This is a genomic window from Streptomyces sp. NPDC002825 (assembly GCF_040295385.1).
Lineage (GTDB): Bacteria > Actinomycetota > Actinomycetes > Streptomycetales > Streptomycetaceae > Streptomyces.
On the sequence record NZ_JBEOVH010000021.1, the window covers coordinates 14,148 to 33,174 of the forward strand.

General features: G+C 73.1%; 19 protein-coding genes. 5 read left to right on the forward strand and 14 right to left on the reverse strand.

The annotated features are described in order from the left end of the window. Positions 1 to 31: 31 nt before the first annotated feature. Positions 32 to 1,117: a cell division protein ZapE gene (zapE, locus tag ABT041_RS24610; RefSeq protein WP_351187847.1), complete on the reverse strand. Its 1,086-nt coding sequence runs from the start codon at positions 1,115 to 1,117 to the stop codon at positions 32 to 34. Positions 1,118 to 1,153: 36 nt separating this feature from the next. On the opposite strand from zapE, the gene ABT041_RS24615 reads away from it, so the two are divergent. The 4 genes from ABT041_RS24615 (at position 1,154) to msrB (ending at position 4,449) form a co-directional block, all read left to right on the forward strand. Further along, complete coding sequence (locus ABT041_RS24615) at positions 1,154 to 1,927, forward strand: pyrimidine reductase family protein (protein ID WP_351187849.1); 774 nt, start codon at positions 1,154 to 1,156, stop codon at positions 1,925 to 1,927. Between the two features lie 124 nt (positions 1,928 to 2,051). Then, on the forward strand, positions 2,052 to 2,504 hold the full coding sequence (locus ABT041_RS24620; protein WP_351187851.1) for an indole-3-glycerol phosphate synthase: 453 nt from the start codon (positions 2,052 to 2,054) through the stop codon (positions 2,502 to 2,504). A 133-nt stretch (positions 2,505 to 2,637) separates the two neighbouring features. Beyond that, on the forward strand, positions 2,638 to 4,029 hold the full coding sequence (gene murC, locus ABT041_RS24625) for a UDP-N-acetylmuramate--L-alanine ligase (RefSeq protein ID WP_351187853.1): 1,392 nt from the start codon (positions 2,638 to 2,640) through the stop codon (positions 4,027 to 4,029). Between the two features lie 15 nt (positions 4,030 to 4,044). After that, entirely contained in the window at positions 4,045 to 4,449 is a 405-nt protein-coding gene (gene msrB / locus ABT041_RS24630) for a peptide-methionine (R)-S-oxide reductase MsrB (protein WP_351187855.1), read from the forward strand. A gap of 25 nt (positions 4,450 to 4,474) precedes the next feature. On the opposite strand, the gene ABT041_RS24635 is transcribed toward msrB, so the two are convergent. The 12 genes from ABT041_RS24635 to ABT041_RS24690 form a co-directional block, all read right to left on the reverse strand. Then, the gene (locus ABT041_RS24635; protein ID WP_351187857.1) at positions 4,475 to 5,440 is read right to left on the reverse strand and encodes a hypothetical protein; all 966 of its coding nucleotides are present in this window, start codon (positions 5,438 to 5,440) and stop codon (positions 4,475 to 4,477) included. Between the two features lie 37 nt (positions 5,441 to 5,477). After that, complete coding sequence (locus tag ABT041_RS24640; RefSeq protein ID WP_351187859.1) at positions 5,478 to 5,969, reverse strand: hypothetical protein; 492 nt, start codon at positions 5,967 to 5,969, stop codon at positions 5,478 to 5,480. Positions 5,970 to 5,992: 23 nt separating this feature from the next. Then, the gene (locus ABT041_RS24645) at positions 5,993 to 6,703 is read right to left on the reverse strand and encodes a vWA domain-containing protein (protein WP_351187861.1); all 711 of its coding nucleotides are present in this window, start codon (positions 6,701 to 6,703) and stop codon (positions 5,993 to 5,995) included. A gap of 14 nt (positions 6,704 to 6,717) precedes the next feature. Next, positions 6,718 to 7,911, reverse strand: a complete 1,194-nt coding sequence (locus ABT041_RS24650; RefSeq protein ID WP_351187863.1) for a protein kinase domain-containing protein — start codon at positions 7,909 to 7,911, stop codon at positions 6,718 to 6,720. Next, positions 7,908 to 9,002, reverse strand: a complete 1,095-nt coding sequence (locus ABT041_RS24655; RefSeq protein WP_351187865.1) for a serine/threonine protein phosphatase — start codon at positions 9,000 to 9,002, stop codon at positions 7,908 to 7,910. Before ABT041_RS24655 ends, ABT041_RS24650 begins: the two co-directional genes overlap by 4 nt. 275 nt (positions 9,003 to 9,277) lie before the next feature. Further along, positions 9,278 to 10,627, reverse strand: a complete 1,350-nt coding sequence (locus tag ABT041_RS24660; RefSeq protein WP_351187867.1) for a hypothetical protein — start codon at positions 10,625 to 10,627, stop codon at positions 9,278 to 9,280. A 29-nt stretch (positions 10,628 to 10,656) separates the two neighbouring features. Further along, positions 10,657 to 12,903, reverse strand: a complete 2,247-nt coding sequence (locus ABT041_RS24665; protein WP_351187869.1) for a hypothetical protein — start codon at positions 12,901 to 12,903, stop codon at positions 10,657 to 10,659. Positions 12,904 to 13,023: 120 nt separating this feature from the next. Beyond that, entirely contained in the window at positions 13,024 to 13,422 is a 399-nt protein-coding gene (locus ABT041_RS24670; RefSeq protein WP_351187871.1) for a hypothetical protein, read from the reverse strand. Between the two features lie 221 nt (positions 13,423 to 13,643). Beyond that, positions 13,644 to 14,429, reverse strand: coding sequence for an SDR family NAD(P)-dependent oxidoreductase (locus tag ABT041_RS24675; protein WP_351187873.1), 786 nt, complete (start codon positions 14,427 to 14,429; stop codon positions 13,644 to 13,646). A gap of 106 nt (positions 14,430 to 14,535) precedes the next feature. Continuing rightward, positions 14,536 to 15,246 carry a DUF4232 domain-containing protein gene (locus ABT041_RS24680; RefSeq protein WP_351187875.1) on the reverse strand — a complete coding sequence of 237 codons (711 nt, stop codon included), beginning with the start codon at positions 15,244 to 15,246 and terminating at the stop codon, positions 14,536 to 14,538. A gap of 128 nt (positions 15,247 to 15,374) precedes the next feature. Beyond that, positions 15,375 to 15,614 (reverse strand): DUF397 domain-containing protein, encoded by a 240-nt coding sequence (locus ABT041_RS24685; RefSeq protein ID WP_351187877.1) that lies wholly within the window; start codon positions 15,612 to 15,614, stop codon positions 15,375 to 15,377. After that, positions 15,611 to 16,483: a helix-turn-helix domain-containing protein gene (locus ABT041_RS24690; RefSeq protein WP_502976587.1), complete on the reverse strand. Its 873-nt coding sequence runs from the start codon at positions 16,481 to 16,483 to the stop codon at positions 15,611 to 15,613. Before ABT041_RS24690 ends, ABT041_RS24685 begins: the two co-directional genes overlap by 4 nt. A 109-nt stretch (positions 16,484 to 16,592) precedes the next feature. Here ABT041_RS24690 and ABT041_RS24695 point away from each other — a divergent pair, with 109 nt between their 5' ends. After that, positions 16,593 to 17,060, forward strand: a complete 468-nt coding sequence (locus tag ABT041_RS24695; RefSeq protein WP_351187881.1) for an ATP-binding protein — start codon at positions 16,593 to 16,595, stop codon at positions 17,058 to 17,060. Here the strand turns inward: ABT041_RS24695 and fusA are convergent. Continuing rightward, entirely contained in the window at positions 17,020 to 19,011 is a 1,992-nt protein-coding gene (fusA, locus tag ABT041_RS24700) for an elongation factor G (protein ID WP_351187883.1), read from the reverse strand. The genes ABT041_RS24695 and fusA overlap by 41 nt on opposite strands. Positions 19,012 to 19,027: the final 16 nt, after the last annotated feature.

Below are 19,027 nucleotides of genomic sequence, written 5' to 3' on the forward strand. Positions count from 1 at the left end.
GGATCCCTTTCGATCGGGTACGGCCACCAAGCTACTGCGCGACGAGCCCCTTCGCGTCGCGGGCGAGCGCGGTGAGCCGGGAGATCGCCCGGAAGTACTTCTTGCGGTAGCCGCCGTTCAGCATCTCGTCGCTGAAGAGCCGGTCGAAGGGGAGTCCGGAGGCGAGCACGGGTATCTCGCGGTCGTACAGACGGTCGGCGAGGACGACGAGCCGCAGGGCCGTCGACTGGTCCGGGACCGGCTGGACGTCGGTGAGGCAGACGGCCGCGAGGTCGTCGGTGAGGGCGCCGTACCGGCTCGGGTGAACCCTGGCCAGGTGTTCGAGCAGGTGCGGGAAGTCGTCGAGGGACGCGCCCGGCGTGGCGTACGCGGTCTCGGTGACCACCTGGTCGGAGTACGGGGCCGGGGCCTCGGGCAGACCGCGGTGGCGGTAGTCCTCGCCGTCGATCCGCAGCGGCCGGAAGTGCGCCGAGAGGCCCTGGATCTCGCGGAGGAAGTCGGCGGCGGCGAACCGGCCCTCGCCGAGCTTGCCCGGCAGCGTGTTCGAGGTGGCGGCGAGGGCCACGCCCGACTCCACGAGCTTGCCGAGGAGGCTGGAGACGAGGACGGTGTCGCCCGGGTCGTCCAGCTCGAACTCGTCGATGCAGAGGAGACGGTGTCCGCTCAGCGTCTTCACGGTCTGCTGGAAGCCGAGCGCGCCGACCAGATTGGTCAGCTCGACGAAGGTGCCGAAGGCCTTCAGCGCGGGCTCCGCGGGGGTCGCGTGCCACAGCGAGGCCAGCAGGTGGGTCTTGCCGACGCCGTACCCGCCGTCCAGGTAGACCCCGCGCGGGCCGCTGGGGGCGGCGGGCTTCTTCGCGAACCAGCGGCGCTTGCCCGCGCCGGTGGCGTGCGCCCCGCCGAGGCCCTCGGCGAAGGTGCTCAGGGCCTTGACGGCGTCCGTCTGGCTCGGCTGGTTCGGGTCCGGGAGGTACGTGTCGAAACGTACGGAGTCGAAGCGCGGCGGCGGCACCATCTCCGCGACGAGACGGTCGGCGGGGACGTGGGGCTCTCGGGAGCAGAGCGAGAGCGGGGCCGCTTCGGGGGAAGCCGCTTCGGTGAGGGCACGGGTCGACACAGTTCCCCACTGTAAGCGCCGTGTCAGACTTCGATCATGCGCCAGCTCTTCCCTGTGACGGACACGACAGCCACCGCCGCCGCCGACCAGGAGTGGTCGCTCGACGCCCTCGCCGACGCCTACGCCTATCCGGAGGCCGAGGGGGAGGGCGCGTGGCTGCGGGCCAACATGGTCTCCTCGCTCGACGGGGCCGGCCAGCACGAGGGGCGCTCCCAGCCGCTCTCCTCCGAGACGGACATGCGGATCTTCGGCGTCCTGCGCGGGCTCGCCGACGTGGTCGTGGTGGGCGCGGAAACGGTCCGCCTGGAGGGCTACCGCCCGGCCCGCGCGCGTGAGGCCTTCGCGGCCCGCCGGGCCACCGCCGGACAGGGCCCGGCGCCCGTGATCGCCGTGGTCAGCGCCTCCCTGAACCTCGACTTCTCACTGCCGCTCTTCACGGAGCCGCTCCTGCCGACCCTGGTCCTCACGGGGGCGGCCGCGCCCCCCGACCGGATCGCCGACGCCCGGGCGGCGGGCGCCGTGGTGCTGATCGCCGGCGACGGGCCCGGGGTGGAGCCGGCCCGCGCGGTGGCGGCGCTCGCGGAGCGCGGGCTGCGGCGCCAGCTGACCGAGGGCGGGCCCCGGCTGCTCGGCCAGTTCGTGGCGGCGGGGGTCCTCGACGAGCTGTGTCTGACGGTCTCCCCGACGATGACGGCGGGGGACGCCCAGCGGATCGCCGGAGGCCCTTCGGTGGCCGTCCCGACACGCTTCCAGGTGGCTTCCGTGCTGGAGCAGGACGGCTTCCTCTTCACCCGCTACCGTCGGATCTGACAAGGGGCGGAATTTGTCGTTCCGCTTAGCGTCCGCTGGGCACACTTACTGTCGCAGACCCCGTGCCCGCACGGGGAAGGATGGTTTCCGCAGAAGGGCTCCTGAGGTGTTCACTAGCGTTCTGATGATCGAGAAGCCCCTCACGTCCGTCGACGTGGAATTCGTCACCACCCTGCACGGCGACGAGGGCATGTCCTTCATCGTTCTCATGCAGCCGCGTGGTGACCAGGCCGATGTACTGCTGCGTGCCATCGACGACGTCGCCATGGGCGAACTCAAGGAAGCCGCCCGGGAGGGCGACGAACCGGAGGGCAAGGAGGCCCGGCCGCTGGCCGAGAAGTCCCTGGAGGTCTCGCTCCAGGCCCTGAGAAACGCCGGCTGCGAGGCGGTCGGCCAGGTCGTGGAGGACCACCCGCTCGACAAGATGAAGGCGGTGGTCGAGGAGTCGGAGGCGGACGAGGTGATCGTCCTCACCGCCCCGCACTACGTGGAGGAGTTCTTCCACCGCGACTGGGCCTCCCGGGCCCGCCACAAGGTCGGGGTCCCCGTCCTGAAGCTCTTCGCCCACAGCGAGTAGCGGCAGCACCCGGTCCGCGCCCCGTGCAGGGGGCGCGGACCCGGCGCCCGCTCCACCGCGCCCCGCCGGGCACGCGCGCGTGAGCCACTAGGCTGGGGTCTTCCAGAACCACACACCCCGGGGAGAGATCCGCATGGCACCCGCCATCCCTGCCGCCATGGAACGGCCGCACTTCATCGGCATCGGCGGTGCCGGAATGTCGGGCATCGCGAAGATCCTCGCCCAGCGGGGCGCCAAGGTCGCCGGCAGCGATGCCAAGGAGTCCGCGACCGCCGAGTCGCTGCGCGCCCTCGGTGCCACCGTGCACATCGGGCACGCCGCCGAGCACCTCGCCGACGACGCCTCCGCCGTCGTCGTCTCCAGCGCCATCCGCGCCGACAACCCCGAGCTGGCCCGCGCCGCCGAGCTCGGCATCCCCGTGGTCCACCGCTCCGACGCGCTCGCCTCCCTCATGGACGGCCTCCGCGCGATCGCCGTCGCCGGTACGCACGGCAAGACGACCACCACCTCCATGCTGGCCGTCGCCCTCACCGAGCTCGGCCTCGACCCCTCGTACGCCATCGGCGGCGACCTCGCGGGCCCCGGCACGAACGCCCGGCACGGCTCCGGCGAGGTCTTCGTCGCCGAGGCCGACGAGAGCGACCGCAGCTTCCAGAAGTACGACCCCGAGGTCGCGATCGTCCTCAACGTCGAGCTGGACCACCACGCGAACTACGCCTCCATGGACGAGATCTACGAGTCCTTCGAGGCCTTCACCGCCAAGATCCGCCCCGGCGGCACCCTGGTCGTCGGCGAGCACGCGGGCGCCCGCGAGCTGGCCCGCCGCGTCGCGGACCGCGAGGGCCTCTCCGTGATCACCGTCGGCGAGTCCGAGGACTCCGACGCCCGCATCCTGAAGATCGTCCCGAACGGGATGAAGAGCGAGGTGACGGTCCTCCTCGACGGCGTCGAGCACACCTTCACCGTTTCCGTCCCCGGCCGCCACTACGCCCACAACGCCGCCGCGGCCCTCGCCGCCGGCGCCCGCGTCGGCATCGACCCGGCCGAGCTCGCGCAGGCGCTCACCGCCTACACCGGCGTCGGCCGCCGCCTCCAGCTCAAGGGCGAGGCCAAGGGCGTCCAGGTCATCGACTCGTACGCGCACCACCCCACCGAGATGACCGCCGACCTGGAGGCCATGCGCGGCGCCGCCGGGGCCTCCCGCCTCCTCGTCGTCTTCCAGCCGCACCTCTTCTCCCGCACCCAGGAGCTGGGCAAGGAGATGGGCGACGCGCTGGCCCTCGCGGACGCCTCCGTCGTCCTCGACATCTACCCGGCCCGCGAGGACCCGATCCCCGGCGTCACCAGCGAGCTGATCATCGCCGCGGCCGTCGCCGCGGGCGCCGACGTGACCCCGGTCCACGACAAGGACACCGTCCCCGAGGTCGTCGCGGGAATGGCCGGCCCCGGTGACCTCGTTCTCACGATGGGTGCGGGCGACGTCACGGACCTCGGTCCGAAGATCCTCGCCCGCCTGTCGAACTGAGGGAGTGGACGAACGATGGCGTACGAGGTCGAGAAGTCGGACGAGGAGTGGCAGGCGCAGCTGACTCCGTCGGAGTACCAGGTGCTCCGGCTCGCCGGCACGGAGCCCGCCTTCCGCGGTGAGTACACCGACACGAAGACGAAGGGCGTCTACTCCTGCCGCGCCTGCGGGGCGGAGCTCTTCACGTCGAACGAGAAGTTCGAGTCGCACTGCGGCTGGCCGTCCTTCTTCGACCCGAAGGACAGCGAGGCCGTCGAGCTCGTCACGGACACCTCCCACGGCATGATCCGCACCGAGGTCCGCTGCGCCCGCTGCGGCTCCCACCTGGGCCATGTCTTCGAGGGCGAGGGCTACCCGACCCCGACGGACCAGCGGTACTGCATCAACTCGATCTCGCTGCGGCTGGAGCCGCAGGAGTAGCGGCTTCCGCCCCGGTGCGAGGGGCTCAGCTCGGATTCGGTTCCGGGGTGAGCTCCTCGCGGCCTATCCGGGTGCCCGACTTGTAGACGGTCACCGTGCCGTCGCGGATCACATAGCGGTAAGGGCTGTTCGTCGCCTCGTAGCCGTCGCCCGTCTCCTTCGCCTTCATGGCGATGCCCGGCTCCCGCTGGTCGCTGAACTCGCCGAAGTAGAACAGCTTCCCCGAGCCCGTGCGGCAGAGGGTGATCTGCTTGTTCTTCGTACGGAACGCCTTGACGAGCTCGGCGCCGTCGCCGTCCGGGAGCTCGGTCGCGATGCGGGACGGGCAGGAGGCCGCCGTCTTGCCGGTCGGCCGGGTCGTCGGCTCGGAGTCGTCCGGGCCCAGCGAGTCGAGCATCCCGGAGCAGCTGTTGGCCAGGAACCCGACGAGCGCGATGGCGACGGCCACGCCGAGGCAGCCCGTCCCGCAGCCCTTCTCCTTGGGCTTCGACGGCCGGCTCGGCGGGGTGTACACGGGACGCGTGTACGTGGGCCGCGGGGGCGGGGGCGTGGCCGCGGGCGGGGTGTACGTCGGGGTGTAGCCGCCCGTGGTCGGCGGCGGATAGAAGACGCCCGTGGGACGGGACCCGGTGGTCCCCGTCCGCGGCGGCGTCGTGGGCGTCCGGCGGGGCGTCGGCCGCTTCGGGGCCGGCTTGGGCGTGGCCTTCTTCGCGGGCGCGGGCCTGGGTGTGGCCTTGGGCGTGGCCTTGGGTGTGGCCTTCTTCGCGGGGGCCGGCCGGGGAGTGGACCTCGGCGGCGTCGTACCCGAGGAGGACGAGCCCGAGGCGGGCGGGGTGCGCTTCGGGGTCGGGCGCTTCGGCGCGGGGCGCGGGGGTGCGGCGGGCGGCGGCAGCTTCGTGCGGCGGGTCGACGAGCAGGTCGTACAGGCCTCGTCCTTCGCCTTGTTGTTGCTGTCGCAGTCCGCGCATCGCCAGTCGGCCGAGCCCGCCACCCCTGTCGTCCCTCTCTCCGCTGTCCGTCGTCCGCTGTCAGTTGTCGCCGAGGTCGGGGCGCGCCATCACGTCCCGGAACAGTTCCTCCGAGCGTGGCCCCACCGGGCTGACGATCCAGTCACGCCCCTCGGGCACCCGCTCCAGGACCGCCTCGCCGGCAGAAGGAGCGGGTGCCGGTACGGGGACGGGCGCAGGCGCGGGCGCGGGTGCCGCCGGGGCCACCGCCACGACGGCCGGGCCCTCGTGCCGCTTCGTCCCGGACGCCGGATGGTCCGGGATCGAGTGCTCGGACCAGAGCGCGTCGACGAACCGCTCGGCGTCCTCCAGCCGGCCCGGCGGCACCTCCGCGCGCAGGGCGAGCGCCGACTCGGTCGGCGCGCCGCCCCGGAAGGCGAACTCGAAGACCAGCCGCCGGCCCTCCCGGTCGTCCGAGGGGTGCAGCGAGGCCGAGACGCAGTGCGCCGACTGCACCTCGAAGACGCCCCCGCCGGGCCACGAGAACTCCAGGCCCGCCGGGGTCGACTCCACGCGGAAACCGTCCCAGGCCAGGATCACAGGCTGTTCGCGATCGTCTCGATGATCTCGTCCATCTCGAACTCCTCCAGACCCTCGCCCGCCTTGGAGGCGAAGTGCAGGGTGAGGTCCCACTCCTCGGCGATCGGGTCCGACCAGGGGGCCTCCTCCGGTGCGAAGAGCACCAGGCGCTTGGCGGACTGCTCCATCACGGAGGTCTGGCTGCGCGCGTACCCCCACTGCTCGAACAGGTCGTCCAGGCTGCGCGGGATGTGCCGGGGGTAGGTGTGCGCGTCGGCGCCGACCGTGCCGAGGGCGTGGGCGGGCGCGTCGGTGAACATCACGATGACGTGGCGGCGCCGGTCGAGCCCGGTCTCCCAGGGGGAGTTGATCGCCAGGGCGAGGGCTTCGAGACCGGACTCGGGGATGTCTCCGCCGCCGGTCGCGTCGATCGCGGCGACGAACTGCTCGAACTCCCGCGCCTGCGCCGGGAGGTGGAGGAAGTCGGTCTCCTCGATGGCGTTGGACGGGTCGTCGCCGAAGTCGCGGAAGGCGATGACCTTCAGCCGCAGCTGGCTGATGGACTTGCCCTTCTTCGCCATGACGTCGTCCAGCCGCTGGTGGAACTGGAGGGCGCTCGACTTCACGGTGTCGAGGACGGGGTACATGCTGCCGGTCGCGTCGATGCAGAGGGCGATGTCGACGGCGTACTGCAGATTGCCCTGGTACTGCCCGTGGGCGTCGGTCATGAAGCGTTCTCCTGTCAGGGGGTGCGGCGGTCGCCGCCGCGGCCGCCGAGGTTGATGCGGACCCGGGACACGCCCGGCGCGGGTGCGGGGGTGGACGGTGGGGCGGGCGCCGGCTCCGGTGCGGGGGGCGGGGGCGTCTCGGCGGGCGGAGGCGTCGGCGCCGGCCGCTCCTTCCGGGTCCCGAACCGCACCCGGCTGACCTTCGGCGCGGGCGCGGCCCCGGGCGCCGGCCGCGGGGCCGGCGGTTTCGTGGCGCCCGGCGCGGTGGCGCCGCCCGGTGCGGTGGCGCGCGGTGCCGTCGTGCCGGGCCTGCGGTGCTGGAGCGTGCACACCCCGGAGTCGGCGAGCGTCTCCAGGAAGACTCCGATCCCGGGGCGTGCGCGGGGGTCGGCGGCCGTCATCCGGCGGATGAGGCCGAGCAGTTCGTCGGAGAGCCGCGGGTCGAGCCGGAGTTCCTCCCCGGCGTTCACCGCGTCCGAGGGCGAACCGAACCGCGCGTCGTGCGAGGGGAGTTCACCCGTCACGTACAGATGGGTCATCAGCCCGAGCGCGAAGATGTCGACGGCGCAGGTGAGGTCCTTCGGGCCGGTCCCGCCGTCCTCCTGGAGGTAGCGGCGCCACTCGGGCGCGCCGTACGCCGAGTCGCCGGAGATGTCCTCCGGCTTCGGCGGCGCCCCGGACTCGTACGAGTCGTCGAAGTCGATCAGCTTGGCGACGTGGAAGGCGGCGCCCTCCCGCTTCTGGATCAGGACGTTCAGCGGCTTGAGGTCGCCGTGCACGATCCCGAACTCGTGCAGCATCTTCACGCTGGCGCCGAGCGTCTTGAGCAGCACCGCCTTCTGGTTCGGCTCAAGCGCCTGCGGCCGGTCCAGGCTGGAGGTGTCGATCCGCTCGGTGACCTTGTAGTACGTGCTGCCCTCGTAGAAGAAGTCCCTGGCGAGGACGATGTTGCCGCCGTCGAGCCGGTCCGCGCGCAGCCGCTTCATGATCGTGCGGTGCCGGTCCTCGAACTCGCGGGCGACCTCGCGGCGGATCCGTACGCTCTTGGAGTCGGCGGCGTCGTCCTTGGGGCGCTTCGGCTCAAGGAACTGCTTGATGAAGTACTGGTGTCCGTCCCGCTCGGCGAAGGCCCAGATGCACTTGCCCCCGTTGGCGTTGGTGGGGTCGGTGACGATGCGGTAGCCCGCGATCGTGTCGCCCTTCTTCATCGGTGCTCCTCGGATGCGGGCGGCAGATGGGTCTCGTAGCCGCTGCGGTACGCCTGCCAGCTCTGGTCCTGCCAGGCGCGGATGCGGGCATGGGTCTCGCGCGGGTCCGCCGGGGCCGCGCCCGGTGCTCCCGCGTCGCCCGGGCGGGCGGAGGTGCGGTCCAGGACGGCCGGGCGGTCCCGCTGGAGGAGCTCGGCCAGTTCCCGGTAGCGCCGCTCGAAGGCGTCGCGCAAGGCACGGAAGTCCGTGTGGCCGAGGGCGACCAGGGCGAGCGAGGCGTCGTCGCCCGTGTAGCCCTGCACCTCGCGGCGCAGCAGGTCGGCCCATTCGGACTCGTTGCTCGCCTTGCCCAGGGTGCTCAGGAGCAGGTGCTCGAAGTCGGCGGGCGTGTCCACGTAACCGAAGTAGCCGTCGGTCGCGGCGACGAGGACGCACGGCAGCGGGAAGGCGGCGAGGTCGTGGGTGTCGACGGTGAACTCCCGGTCCGCGCAGACCACGTTGGTCATCGGCGGATCGGTGCGCAGCAGCTCGAGGGCGTCGCTCTCGCGCGTGTGGTCCCGGGTGAGGACCTGCAGCCCGTCCGTCGCGGTGAGCACGTACGCGCGTGAGTCGCCCGCCCACAGCGGCCGCAGCTCGACCCTCCAGTCGGTCTTGCGCACCCGGTAGTGGACCGCCGCGAGGGTGGTGGGCAGCTGGCGGCGCATGGTGCCGCCGATCTTGCTGCGCCGCTGCGGGGCCTTGGCCAGGAACCAGGAGAGGTACTCGTGCAGGCTGTCCGGGCCGAGCGGTTCGTTGTCCTGGGCGACCTCGCGGAACCAGCAGTCCGTGGCGAGGCGGGCGATCCGGGCGCCGACCCAGGCCCCGGTGTGCGAGACGCCGTCCTCGTCCTGCCAGACGGGGGCCGCGCCCGCGCCGCCCGAGCCGTCGAACACGGCGACGAGGCCCTGGTCGGTGCGCCAGTGGTGGGCGACGAAGGGTTCGGCGTCCTCGCCGTGGCCGTGGACCCGCTCGGTCCACACCGAGAGCGCCTGGACGCCGCGCGCGGCGCCCTCGGTCGACCAGATGGCCTGGGGCGGCGGCGCCGGCCGCACCGGGGACTCCGCCGATACGGGGGCGGGGTCCGCGCGGGGGACCGACGGAGCCGACGGGCCCACGAAGCCCGCCGAGGGCGAGGGCTGCCGCAGCGCGCCGGGGGAGGGGGGTCCCGCCGGCGGGGGCGGCGGTCCGAGCGGCGCCACGGGGGGCGGCGGGCCGGGGGGTCCCGGGGGCGGCGGCGGCCCCACGGGCCCGACGGGGGGCTTCCCGGCACCGTGCGGGTGCGCATGCGAGGAGACGGCGTGCCGGGCCCTGCGCTCGTGGTCGGCCATCAGTGCTCCTTGTCGTGTCCGCGGCCGGGGGTGTCACGCTTGGGGTCACGCGTGGGGGTGTCCCGGTCGGGGGTGCTCCGTCTGGTGGCGCCCCGCACCCTGCTGACCCGGGGCGCCGGCGGCTCCGCGGGGGCCTCGGCGCGACGGGCCTCGGCGGGAGGGGCCTCGGCGGGACGGGCCTTCGGCGGCGTGTACCCCCGGGAGTCGTCACCGCCCCCGGAGTACGCGCCCCGGCTCTCCGGCAGCGGCTCGTCCTCGGGCGGCCCGGAAGGCGACCCCGAGCGCGTCGCGGACCGGGACGACGATCCCGACGGCGACCCGGACGACGGTCCGTACGGCGACCCCGTGGGCGACCCGTACGACGGTCCGGACCGGGGCCGGGGCCGCGGGCGGTCCTCCCGGATCACCTCGCCCCGCAGCCGCCGGGGGCCGGGCTCCTCGTAGGAGGGTTCCGGAGCCGGCTCCGGAGCGGGTTCGATGGCGCGCGCCAGGGAGCCGCGCAGCCGGCCCCGCCGGGCGGCGCCGTCGAACAGGCCGTCGCTCTCGCGCAGCACCTCCTCCAGGACGGTGCGCTCCAGCTCGGCCTGCTCGAAGGGTTCGCGGTCCGCGTCGCCGCGCTCCAGGACGAGGCGCATGATCTCGCGCTTCACCTCGCGCTTCTCGGCCTCGTTCTTCTCGATCCAGGTGAGCGCGGCCCGCGGCCCCTCCTTCTCCATGATCTCGGCGATGAGGCCGTCGAGGCCCTCCTCGCGGATCATGTCGAGGTGGCGTCCGCGCCGCATGCCGGCGAGCCGGGTCTCCCGTACGACGTCCCGGAACTCGCGGCCGCTGGTGGCGATCTCGTCCTCGTCGACGAGGAGTTCGACCTGCACGTTCCGCAGGCGGATCGCGTCGTCGCCGGTGAACCCGGCCATCGCCCCGTTCAGCGCCCGCTCGGCCTGGTGGAACTCGGCGATGTCGTACTCCCGCGCGACCTCGCGGAGCGTCTTGCGCAGGTGACCGAAGAGCGCGCCGCTCATGTCCCGGATGCCGCGGGCCACCACCTGCGCGGGGTCCGCGACCCGGCAGACCAGGTCGATGCGGCTGCGGAAGGAGAAGGTGGGGTCACGGCTGAGCAGCGGGATGTCCAGGATCAGCCGGTGCTCGGTCAGGTCGACCGTGAACATGCCGCTGTACGCGCCGAAGCGCGAGGACGGGATCTCCTCGCCGCTGCGGATCGTCAGCGACGTGCCGCTCTCCCGGACCAGGACGACCGCGCGCCCCGGCTCCGGCGGCCGGACCGGCTTCGTCAGCCGCCACTTGGGCAGCTCCTCGAAGGACAGCACCGGGTCGTAGGTCTGCTCCTCCACGGGTTCCTCCCTTCTCCTCTTCGGTGCGTTCAGGACGTACGGGACAGGCGGGCGTGCAGCAGGGCCGCGTTGCGCGAGGGCTGTTCGCGCTCGTGCGCCCACTTCTCCAGCCACCACAGCAGCCGTGCGCGGTGGGAGCCGGGGCGGCGGGCGACGTCGGCGAGGAGGCCGCCGAGCGCGTCGAGCGCGGACGGCCCCGCCCGGTCGGCGTGGACGTCGATCCAGTCGCGCAGCGCGAGGAGCGCGGTGTCCTGCACGGGCTTGCGCGCCAGGGAGCGCGCCCACAGCTCGGCGAGCGCCGCCCGGTGGGCGGGCAGCCCACTGAGCAGCAGCGGCACCCCCGCGATCCCGTCCACGGGCCCGTCGACGCCGGGCTCGTACGGCCGGGTCGTCGCGAACACGAAGGCGGAGAGCGACTTCACCACCATGGGGGAGAGGTCCCGGGGCGCGGACCAGTCGAGGTAGGCGGCGAGCAGCGCCCCGGCCTGCCCCTGGTGGACGAGGTGCACCCCGCCCCAGGCGACGGACGGCAGGGTCCCCCAGTCGTCGTCGCGGTCCAGGGCGTCGCGCAGCACGGCCACGGCCCGGGCGGGCGCGGTACGGCCCAGGATTCCGCCCGCCGTGTTCGCCGCCGTCCCGGCCAGCCTGCGCGCGCGGGCGGAGCTGCCGCCGCGCGCCCAGTCGTGCAGCAGCGCCCAGACGGCCTCGGTGGAGTCCTCGTCGCCGCCGGCCACGCCGAGGGCGGTCGCGGCGGCCTGCCGCAGCGGCCAGGACTCGCCGGCCGCCCAGGTGGTGAGGTAGCGGTGCACTGCGTAGTGGTGGTCGGCCCAGGCGAGCACGCCGGCGGCGACCGCGGCCCGCGCCCGGACCTCGAGGTCGGTGTGGCCGAGGAGCTGCCGCAGCCAGGAGAGCAGGGGTTCGCGCCAGCCGTCGAGGCCGGTCCAGGCGTAGAGCAGGACGACCTGGCCGAGGAGCGGGTTGCGGAAGCGGACGCGGGGCGCGCCGCCGCCCGTGGTGTCGAGCCTGATCCACTGCTGCTCGTCGCCGAGCCGGTCCCTGAACCGCACGTCCGGGGGCGCGAGTCCGGGCTCGGTGAGCGAGGCCCGCAGCTTCACGGCGGCCTCGGCGACGGTGAGGTAACCGCTGTCCTCCAGGGCGGCCGCGGCGAGCGCGAACGCCACCGCCTCCGGGTTCCGGTGCCGGTCGAACCAGGCCCGTACCTGGTCGCTGGGGTCGCGCAGCGCGGCGGCTGCGGCGGCCACGTCCCTCCCGGCGGAGAGGTCGGCGGCGAGCCGTGCGGCGTGCCGCGCGGCCGGCAGCTCCCTGAGCGTGTCCACGACTCCGCCCGACGCGAGCCGGGCCCGCAGCGCGGTGTGCGCCTCCGGGGCGGCACCGAGCCCGAGGACCCGCCGTTCGAGGACGGCGAGGGGGTCGACGGGCGCGAGGACGTGCGAGGCGACCGCCGTGCCGCCGTCGCCGCGGACGGCGACGGCGAGGTCCTGGCCGCCGGTGAGCACCAGATGGCACCCCTTGGCCTTGAGGGCCGCCACCACGGCGGGCAGCAGCCGGGGGAGCGCGTCGAAGCCGTGCGCGCCCGCGGGCCCGTCCTCGACGTGGGCGAGGTAGCCGCTGTCCGGCACCGGCGGCTCCCAGCCGGGCGCGAGCAGCGCGGAGGCGTCGAGGAGCCGGTGGCAGATCCCGCCGCCGTCGGCGCCCGCCAGGGCGAGTGCCTCGGCGAGCAGGTTGACGGCGGTGGCCTCGCGCCCGCTGCCGGACGGACCCGTCAGGACGAGGAACCGCCGCTCGCGCAGCACACCGAGGACGGAGCGGTACGAGGGCGGCTCGACGAACCGCGCGGTGTGGTCGTCCAGTTCGGCCGAGTCCAGCGGCAGGACGGAGCCCTCGTCCGCGGCGGGCCGCTCCCGGTGCCGCCGCCCGCCGTCCGTGTGGAAGCCGCCGCCGAAGCTGACGGTGTCGTTGAAGAGCGCCAGGGTGCCGATCCGGGTGCCGGAGGCGTCGGCGCTGAGGCGCTGGGCGATCAGGTCGGCGATGGCGCCCGCGCGCTGCGCCTCCGAACGCTCGGGATCGTCCGTCCCGCTCCCCTCGGCGAGGGAGCGCAGCGCGTCGGACTCGCTGACGGGACCGTCCTGTTCGGGTCCGGCGCCCCGCCGCTCGCTCTCCGGCGTCGCCTTCTCGGGCTCGGGCGACGGGGGCTTCGGGGTGGGTTCGGGGCTCGGCTTCGTCCCGCCGGACGGGGCGGTGACTTCCTCACTCATGGCACACGGACTTCCGGGAGGGATGACGGCACGGCGGGAGACGGCGCGGCGACGTGGCGGCGCGACGACACGAGGGCATGGCGCGGCGGGCGCCGGGCGCCGCCGTCGCCGGTCACACCGTCAGGAGACGTTCCAGTCGCCCTTGATCTCGACCTTCTCGTTGAAGACCTGGGCGTTCTTGATCAGCGCGGCGCTGACCTGGGCGCCGCCCCGCCCGCCGGCGGCGACGGCCTCGTCGACGATCCGCCGCAGGTCCGCCTCGAACTGCCGGTCCCGCAGCATGTGCGACGCCAGCATCCGCTCCAGGTCCTGCTGCCCGGACTCGTCGTCCGGCGCCTCCGTGACGCGCTCCAGAGCGGCCTCGGCCTCCGTGTCCCCGCGGAACCGCGCCCTGATCCGCTCCACGAGCCGGGCGCCGCCGTTCCAGCCGCTGCGGCCGGCTTCCTGGCCGGTGGCCTCAAGAGCACCCTTGACGACGAGCGCGACGCCCGCGGCAGCGATGGCGGTCAGTGGATCCATGTGCACCCCCGATTGTTCCTCGCACACGAGTGAGGCCATTCAAGTGGTCCACGCGTGCGCCGCCAGGGGGTCGGACGACAATGACCGAAAACCGTAGGGCGACCGGGGGCGCGAGTGGCCGATTCCGCGCGGTGGAATGCGCCCCGGTGTCGGCGCGTGATGCACGACGACCAGCGGGACGACTCCATCGACTTCACGCCCGTGACCCGGGCGATGACCCCTCAGTGGACCGAGAACCCGCCGTCCACGAAGAGGGACTGGCCCGTGACGTACGCCGAGGAGGCGCTCGCCAGGAAGACGGCCGCGCCCGCGAAGTCCTCGGCGAGACCGTTGCGGCCGACCATCGTGCGGGCGGCCAGGGCGGCGACCTTCTCGGGGTCGGAGGAGAGGCGCCGGTTGAGCGGGGTCATCACGAAGCCGGGGACCAGGGTGTTGGCGGTGACGCCGTACGGGGACCAGGCCTCGGCCTGCGAGCGGGCCAGCGACTCCAGGGCGCCCTTGGACACCCCGTACGCCCCGCTCTGCACGAACGCGCGGTGCGCCTGCTGAGACGTGATGTGGATGATCCGGCCGAAGCCCCGCTCGGCCATGCCGGGACCGAAGCGCCGGCCGAGCAGGAACGGCGCCTCCAGGTTCACCGTCATCGTCGTGTCCCACACCTCGTCGCTCAGGTCGCCGAACGGCGGACGGAGGTTGATCCCGGCCGAGTTCACCAGGATGTCCGGCTCCCCGAACACGGCCGCCGCCGCGTCCGCACCCGCCTTGATGCCCTCCCGGGTGCTCAGGTCGGCGCTCACCCAGCCCGCCCGGCACCCGGCGGCCGTCAGCTCGTCGACGGTCGCCACGAGCTCGGCCTCCTTCCGGGCCAGGACCACCACACGCGCCCCAGCCCGGGCCAGGGCGCCGGCGATGACCTTGCCGATCCCCGAACTGCCGCCGGTGACCAGGGCGGTGCGCCCGTCGAGCGAGAACAGCTCGGAGAGGTAGCCGGAGGGGGTTGTGCTCATGGGTGGTCGCTCCTCGGGGCACCGGCGGGCGGGGACCGCGTCGGCGACCGGTCCATAGTGGCGGGCAGGTACACGCATCCTGGCACACGTGTTCCCGCCGCCCGCCTCACCTGGCCTTGAACACGAACTTCTCGACCTCGCTGCGGTCCAGGTTCCAGAACGTGACCGACGGCTTCTGGCCGACGGTGACGAACTGGACGTCCTGGGAGAACGCGACGTCGATCGGAGCGCTGTCGTTGTTGTTGCTCGGGTCCTGGTAGGCGATACCGAACGACTCGTACGTCTTCGTCTTCTCGCCCCCCAGGAACAACTTCACGCCCGCGTACGCCTTCTGCTTCGGCCCGATCGTGGCCACGGCCGTCGGCTGCGACTCCATCGGGCTGAGCGGGTTCTCGGTCTCCTGACCGAAGTAGATGAACGGGTAGAAGTAGAGCGTGCACGCCTTGTCGGTGACGTTCGTCGCCGTGATCAGGACGTGCTGACCGGAGTCGTGGGGCCAGTAGGACGTGTCGACCGAGACGTCCGGGTCGGCGCAGGCGGGGGCCTTGCCCTTGCTGCCGCCATCGGAGCCGGAGCCGGAGCCGGAGCTTGAGCCGGTGGGCTTCGGCGACTCGGTCGCGCCGGGCTTCGCGGACTCGGTCGGGCTCGGAGCTTCCGTCGGGGTCGAGGCGGTCGCGCTCGCGGTACCGGACGGGGCCTGGGTCGCGGCCCCGTCCTCCGTACCACCGGTCGGCCCGCAGGCCGTGGACGAGAGCAGCGCGGCGACGGCCGCGGCTCCCAGGGCGTACGTCTTCCAGCTCGTGCGGGCAGCGCGCATGGTGGTCCCCCGTGTACGTCACATGGCTCGAATGTGGTGCCGTCGAGCTGATGATGCACCGGTGCTGCCGCCGAAATTCCGGCTGCCCGTGGCTCGTTACGAACCACGGACATGGAAGTGATGCTTCCTCAGCCGAGCAGGGCGAGGAACTCCGTCCAGGTGGCGGGGGAGAGGGCGAGCTGGGGTCCGGTGGGACGCTTGGAGTCACGGACGTGGACGGTGGTGGGGCAGGTGGCGACCTCGACGCAGTTGTCGCCACTGCCGCCGCTGTAGCTGGACTTGTGCCAGGAGAGGGCGACCTCGACGCAGTTGTCGCCGCTTCCGCTGCTGTAGCTGCTCTTGAACCAGACCAGTTCAGTGGTGCTCATAGTGCTCCTCGGATCTCCCGCAGCAGGCTCACGGATGCTTCTACGGACAGAGCCTGTGCCCGCATCCTGGCATATCGCTGCTGGAGGATGCTGACCACTTTGGGGTCGGCGATGAGCTGGCCGGTCTCCTGGCCCTCGCAGTACGCGTACCACGCGTTCTCCTCGGTCTCCAGGAGGCACAAGGGGCCGCCGAGGCCAGCGTGGTACCCGCGCGACTGCGCCATGACCTGGATGTCGATGTTGCGCCGATCGCCGAGGGCGAGGATGTGGTCGAGCTGCTCACGCATGATCTCCGGGCCGCCTACCTGACGGCGCAGTACGTGTTCCTCGATGATGAAGCTGAAGATGGTCTCAGGGCGTTCCGTGAGGATGTGCGTTCGCTCCATGCGCCGGATCAGGTTCGACTCGATCTTGTCGTCGCTCATCGCAGGGATCTGCTCCTCGAAGAGCGTCCGGGCGTACCCCGGCGTCTGGAACAGGCCTGGCACGAGCCGGTTCTCGAAGGTGTACAGCGTCACCGCCAGCGGCTCAAGCTCCGCCCACCCCTCGAACCACTTCGCCAGGCCAGCCTTGCGCGTCAGATGCTTTGCCGCCGCCCGGATCACCCCGAACGCGTCCAGCACATCCTCCGCCCGCTCCACGAACCCCTTCGAGGGCAGGCGCCGGCCCTGTTCGATGGAGGCGATCATCGGGACGGAGTAGCCCACCATCGGGGCGAACTCCTCCTGCGTCAGGCCCGCCCGTCTGCGGAAGGCCTTGACCACTTCCCCGAAAGCCCTCAAGCTCTCCGACGTCTCCGGTTCGTTGCCCTTCGGAGCCTCGTCCGCCACCCCGCCACCTCCGTACCCGTGTGCTCGCGCTGACCGCATCAATGCTCACCGATAGTCACCGGTACGGTCCAGCGTGTGAACCCGTACGCTGCGCAGCGTACGAGTTGGCTACCTGGCAACTCACCCCAGGCATCACCACATTGGCCCCATGACCTCCCCCGCGACCCGCGAACCCGTCGTCACCGTAAGTGTGTTCACCCAGCGCTTCAGCTCGACCCCCCGCGGCGCCCGGCTCGCCCGGCGGCTCGCTCTCCATCAACTCGACCGCTGGCGGCTCCCGTACGGCTCCGAGACCTCCGACGCCGCCGCGCTGCTCGTCGCCGAGCTTGCCGCCAACGCGGTCACCCACGGCCGGGTGCCCGGGCGCGACTTCGAGCTGACGCTCTCGTACACGCCCGGGCTGCTCCTCCGGGTCGACGTCTCCGACACCCGGGGCGAGCGGCGGCCCGCCGCCGTCGCACCGGGGCCGCTCGACGAGGGCGGGCGCGGCCTGCTCCTCGTCGAGGCGCTCGCGAGCCGGTGGGCCGTGCTCGACCGCGTACCGGTCGGGAAGACCGTACGGGCCGAGCTCGACCTCAGCCCCGGAGGGCCTCGTACCCCGCCGGCCGGGTGGTGAAGGTGCCCCGGCCCTGGGTGCGACCGCGGAGGCGGGACGCGTAGCCGAAGAGTTCGGCCAGCGGGACCGTCGCCGACACCACCGCCGTACCGGAGCGGGTCGTCGAGTCCGTGACCCGGCCCCGGCGGGCAGCGAGGTCGCCGAGGACCGAGCCGACCGACTCGGCGGGGACGGTGACCGTCACCTCGGCCACCGGTTCCAGGAGGGTCATCACGCTGGCGCGGAGCGCCTCGCGCAGGGCGAACCTGCCCGCCGTCCGGAACGCCATCTCCGAGGAGTCCTTCGGATGTGTGGCGCCGTCCGTGAGCGTGACCCGGACGCCCGTCACCGGGTGACCGCCGAGGGGGCCCTCCACGAGGGCGTCCCGGCAGCCGGCCTCGACGGCGCGGATGTACTCCTGCGGGACGCGGCCGCCCGTGACCTTCGAGTCGAAGACGAATTCGTCGTCCGTCGGCTCGATGTCGATGACCACGTGGGCGAACTGGCCCGCGCCGCCGTCCTGTTTGACATGGCGGTAGAGCAGGCCTGTGACGCCCTTCGTCACCGTCTCCCGGTACGCGACCTGGGGACGGCCGACCGTGACCTCAAGGCCCCGGTCGCGCCGCAGCTTCTCCACCGCGACCTCCAGGTGCAGTTCGCCGAGACCCGACAGGACGGTCTGGCCCGTCTCCGGGTCGGACCGCACGACCAGCGACGGGTCCTCCTCCGTCATCCGGGCGAGGGCCGTCGCGAGCCGGCCCGTGTCCGTGCTGCGGCGGGCCTCCACGGCGACCGAGACGACCGGGTCGGCGGTCGTCGGCGGTTCGAGGACGACCGGCGCGTCCGGCGCGCAGAGGGTCGCCCCGGCGCGGGCGGTCTTCGGTCCGACGACGGCGACGATGTCACCGGCGCGCGCCTCGTCGACCTCCGTCGTCCGGTCGGCCTGGACGCGCAGGATGCGGGCGACCCGCTCGGTGCGGTGGGTGGTGGCGTCGAGCACGGTGTCCCCCTTCCTGAGCGTGCCCGCGTAGACGCGGAGGTAGGTCATGCGGCCGGTGGCGGTCGCGCTCACCTTGAAGGCGAGCGCGGTGAACGGCGCCTCCGGGTCCGCCGGGACCTCGCCGCGTACGGGCGGCATGTCCGACGGGGCCGGGAGGTACGCGACGACGGCGTCGAGCAGGGGCTCGATGCCGCGGTTGCGGTACGCGGAGCCGCACAGCACGACCACGGCCTCGCCGGAGAGGGTGAGGTCGCGGAGGGCGGCCGTCAGGGTCGCCGCGGAGAGCGCGTCCTCCCCGCAGAACTCCTCCAGGGCGCCGGGGTGCAGCTCCGCGACCGTCTCCTCCAGGCGTCGCCTGCGGTGCCGGGCCTCGTCCTGGAGCTCGTCGGGGACCGGCAGGTCGGTGAAGCCGTCGGCGCCGTCGGCCCACACGTACGCCCGCATCCCGACCAGGTCCACGACGCCCGTGAAACCGTCCTCGCGGCCGATCGGGAGCTGGACGGCGAGGGGGACGGTGCCGAGGCGGTCCCGGATCGACGCCACGGCGGAGTCGAGTTCCGCGCCCGCGCGGTCCAGCTTGTTGACGAACGCGATCCTCGGGACGCCGTGCCGGTCGGCCTGCCGCCAGACGGTCTCGCTCTGCGGCTCGACGCCCGCGACGGCGTCGAAGACGGCGACGGCGCCGTCGAGGACGCGCAGCGAACGCTCGACCTCGTCGGAGAAGTCGACGTGCCCCGGGGTGTCGATCAGGTTGACGCGATGGCCCGCCCAGTCGCAGCTGACGGCCGCGGCGAAGATCGTGATGCCCCGGTCGCGCTCCTGCGGGTCGAAGTCGGTGACCGTCGTGCCGTCGTGGACCTCGCCGCGCTTGTGGGTGGCGCCGGTGAGGTAGAGGAAGCGCTCGGTGACGGTGGTCTTGCCGGCGTCGACGTGGGCGAGGATGCCGAGGTTGCGGACGCTGTGGGTACGCATGGTGGTGCCTTTCGCT

What these genes read in the sequence shown, in the direction of transcription:
- ABT041_RS24615 (WP_351187849.1), top strand. Translation starts at nt 1,154, where the DNA reads ATGCGCCAGCTCTTCCCTGTGACGGACACGACAGCCACCGCCGCCGCC.
- ABT041_RS24620 (WP_351187851.1), top strand. Translation starts at nt 2,052, where the DNA reads ATGATCGAGAAGCCCCTCACGTCCGTCGACGTGGAATTCGTCACCACC.
- murC (WP_351187853.1), top strand. Translation starts at nt 2,638, where the DNA reads ATGGCACCCGCCATCCCTGCCGCCATGGAACGGCCGCACTTCATCGGC.
- msrB (WP_351187855.1), top strand. Translation starts at nt 4,045, where the DNA reads ATGGCGTACGAGGTCGAGAAGTCGGACGAGGAGTGGCAGGCGCAGCTG.
- ABT041_RS24645 (WP_351187861.1), bottom strand. Translation starts at nt 6,703, where the DNA reads ATGACCGACGCCCACGGGCAGTACCAGGGCAATCTGCAGTACGCCGTC.
- ABT041_RS24650 (WP_351187863.1), bottom strand. Translation starts at nt 7,911, where the DNA reads ATGAAGAAGGGCGACACGATCGCGGGCTACCGCATCGTCACCGACCCC.
- ABT041_RS24665 (WP_351187869.1), bottom strand. Translation starts at nt 12,903, where the DNA reads ATGAGTGAGGAAGTCACCGCCCCGTCCGGCGGGACGAAGCCGAGCCCC.
- ABT041_RS24670 (WP_351187871.1), bottom strand. Translation starts at nt 13,422, where the DNA reads ATGGATCCACTGACCGCCATCGCTGCCGCGGGCGTCGCGCTCGTCGTC.
- ABT041_RS24675 (WP_351187873.1), bottom strand. Translation starts at nt 14,429, where the DNA reads ATGAGCACAACCCCCTCCGGCTACCTCTCCGAGCTGTTCTCGCTCGAC.
- ABT041_RS24680 (WP_351187875.1), bottom strand. Translation starts at nt 15,246, where the DNA reads ATGCGCGCTGCCCGCACGAGCTGGAAGACGTACGCCCTGGGAGCCGCG.
- ABT041_RS24685 (WP_351187877.1), bottom strand. Translation starts at nt 15,614, where the DNA reads ATGAGCACCACTGAACTGGTCTGGTTCAAGAGCAGCTACAGCAGCGGA.
- ABT041_RS24690 (WP_502976587.1), bottom strand. Translation starts at nt 16,483, where the DNA reads ATGCGGTCAGCGCGAGCACACGGGTACGGAGGTGGCGGGGTGGCGGAC.
- ABT041_RS24695 (WP_351187881.1), top strand. Translation starts at nt 16,593, where the DNA reads ATGACCTCCCCCGCGACCCGCGAACCCGTCGTCACCGTAAGTGTGTTC.
- fusA (WP_351187883.1), bottom strand. Translation starts at nt 19,011, where the DNA reads ATGCGTACCCACAGCGTCCGCAACCTCGGCATCCTCGCCCACGTCGAC.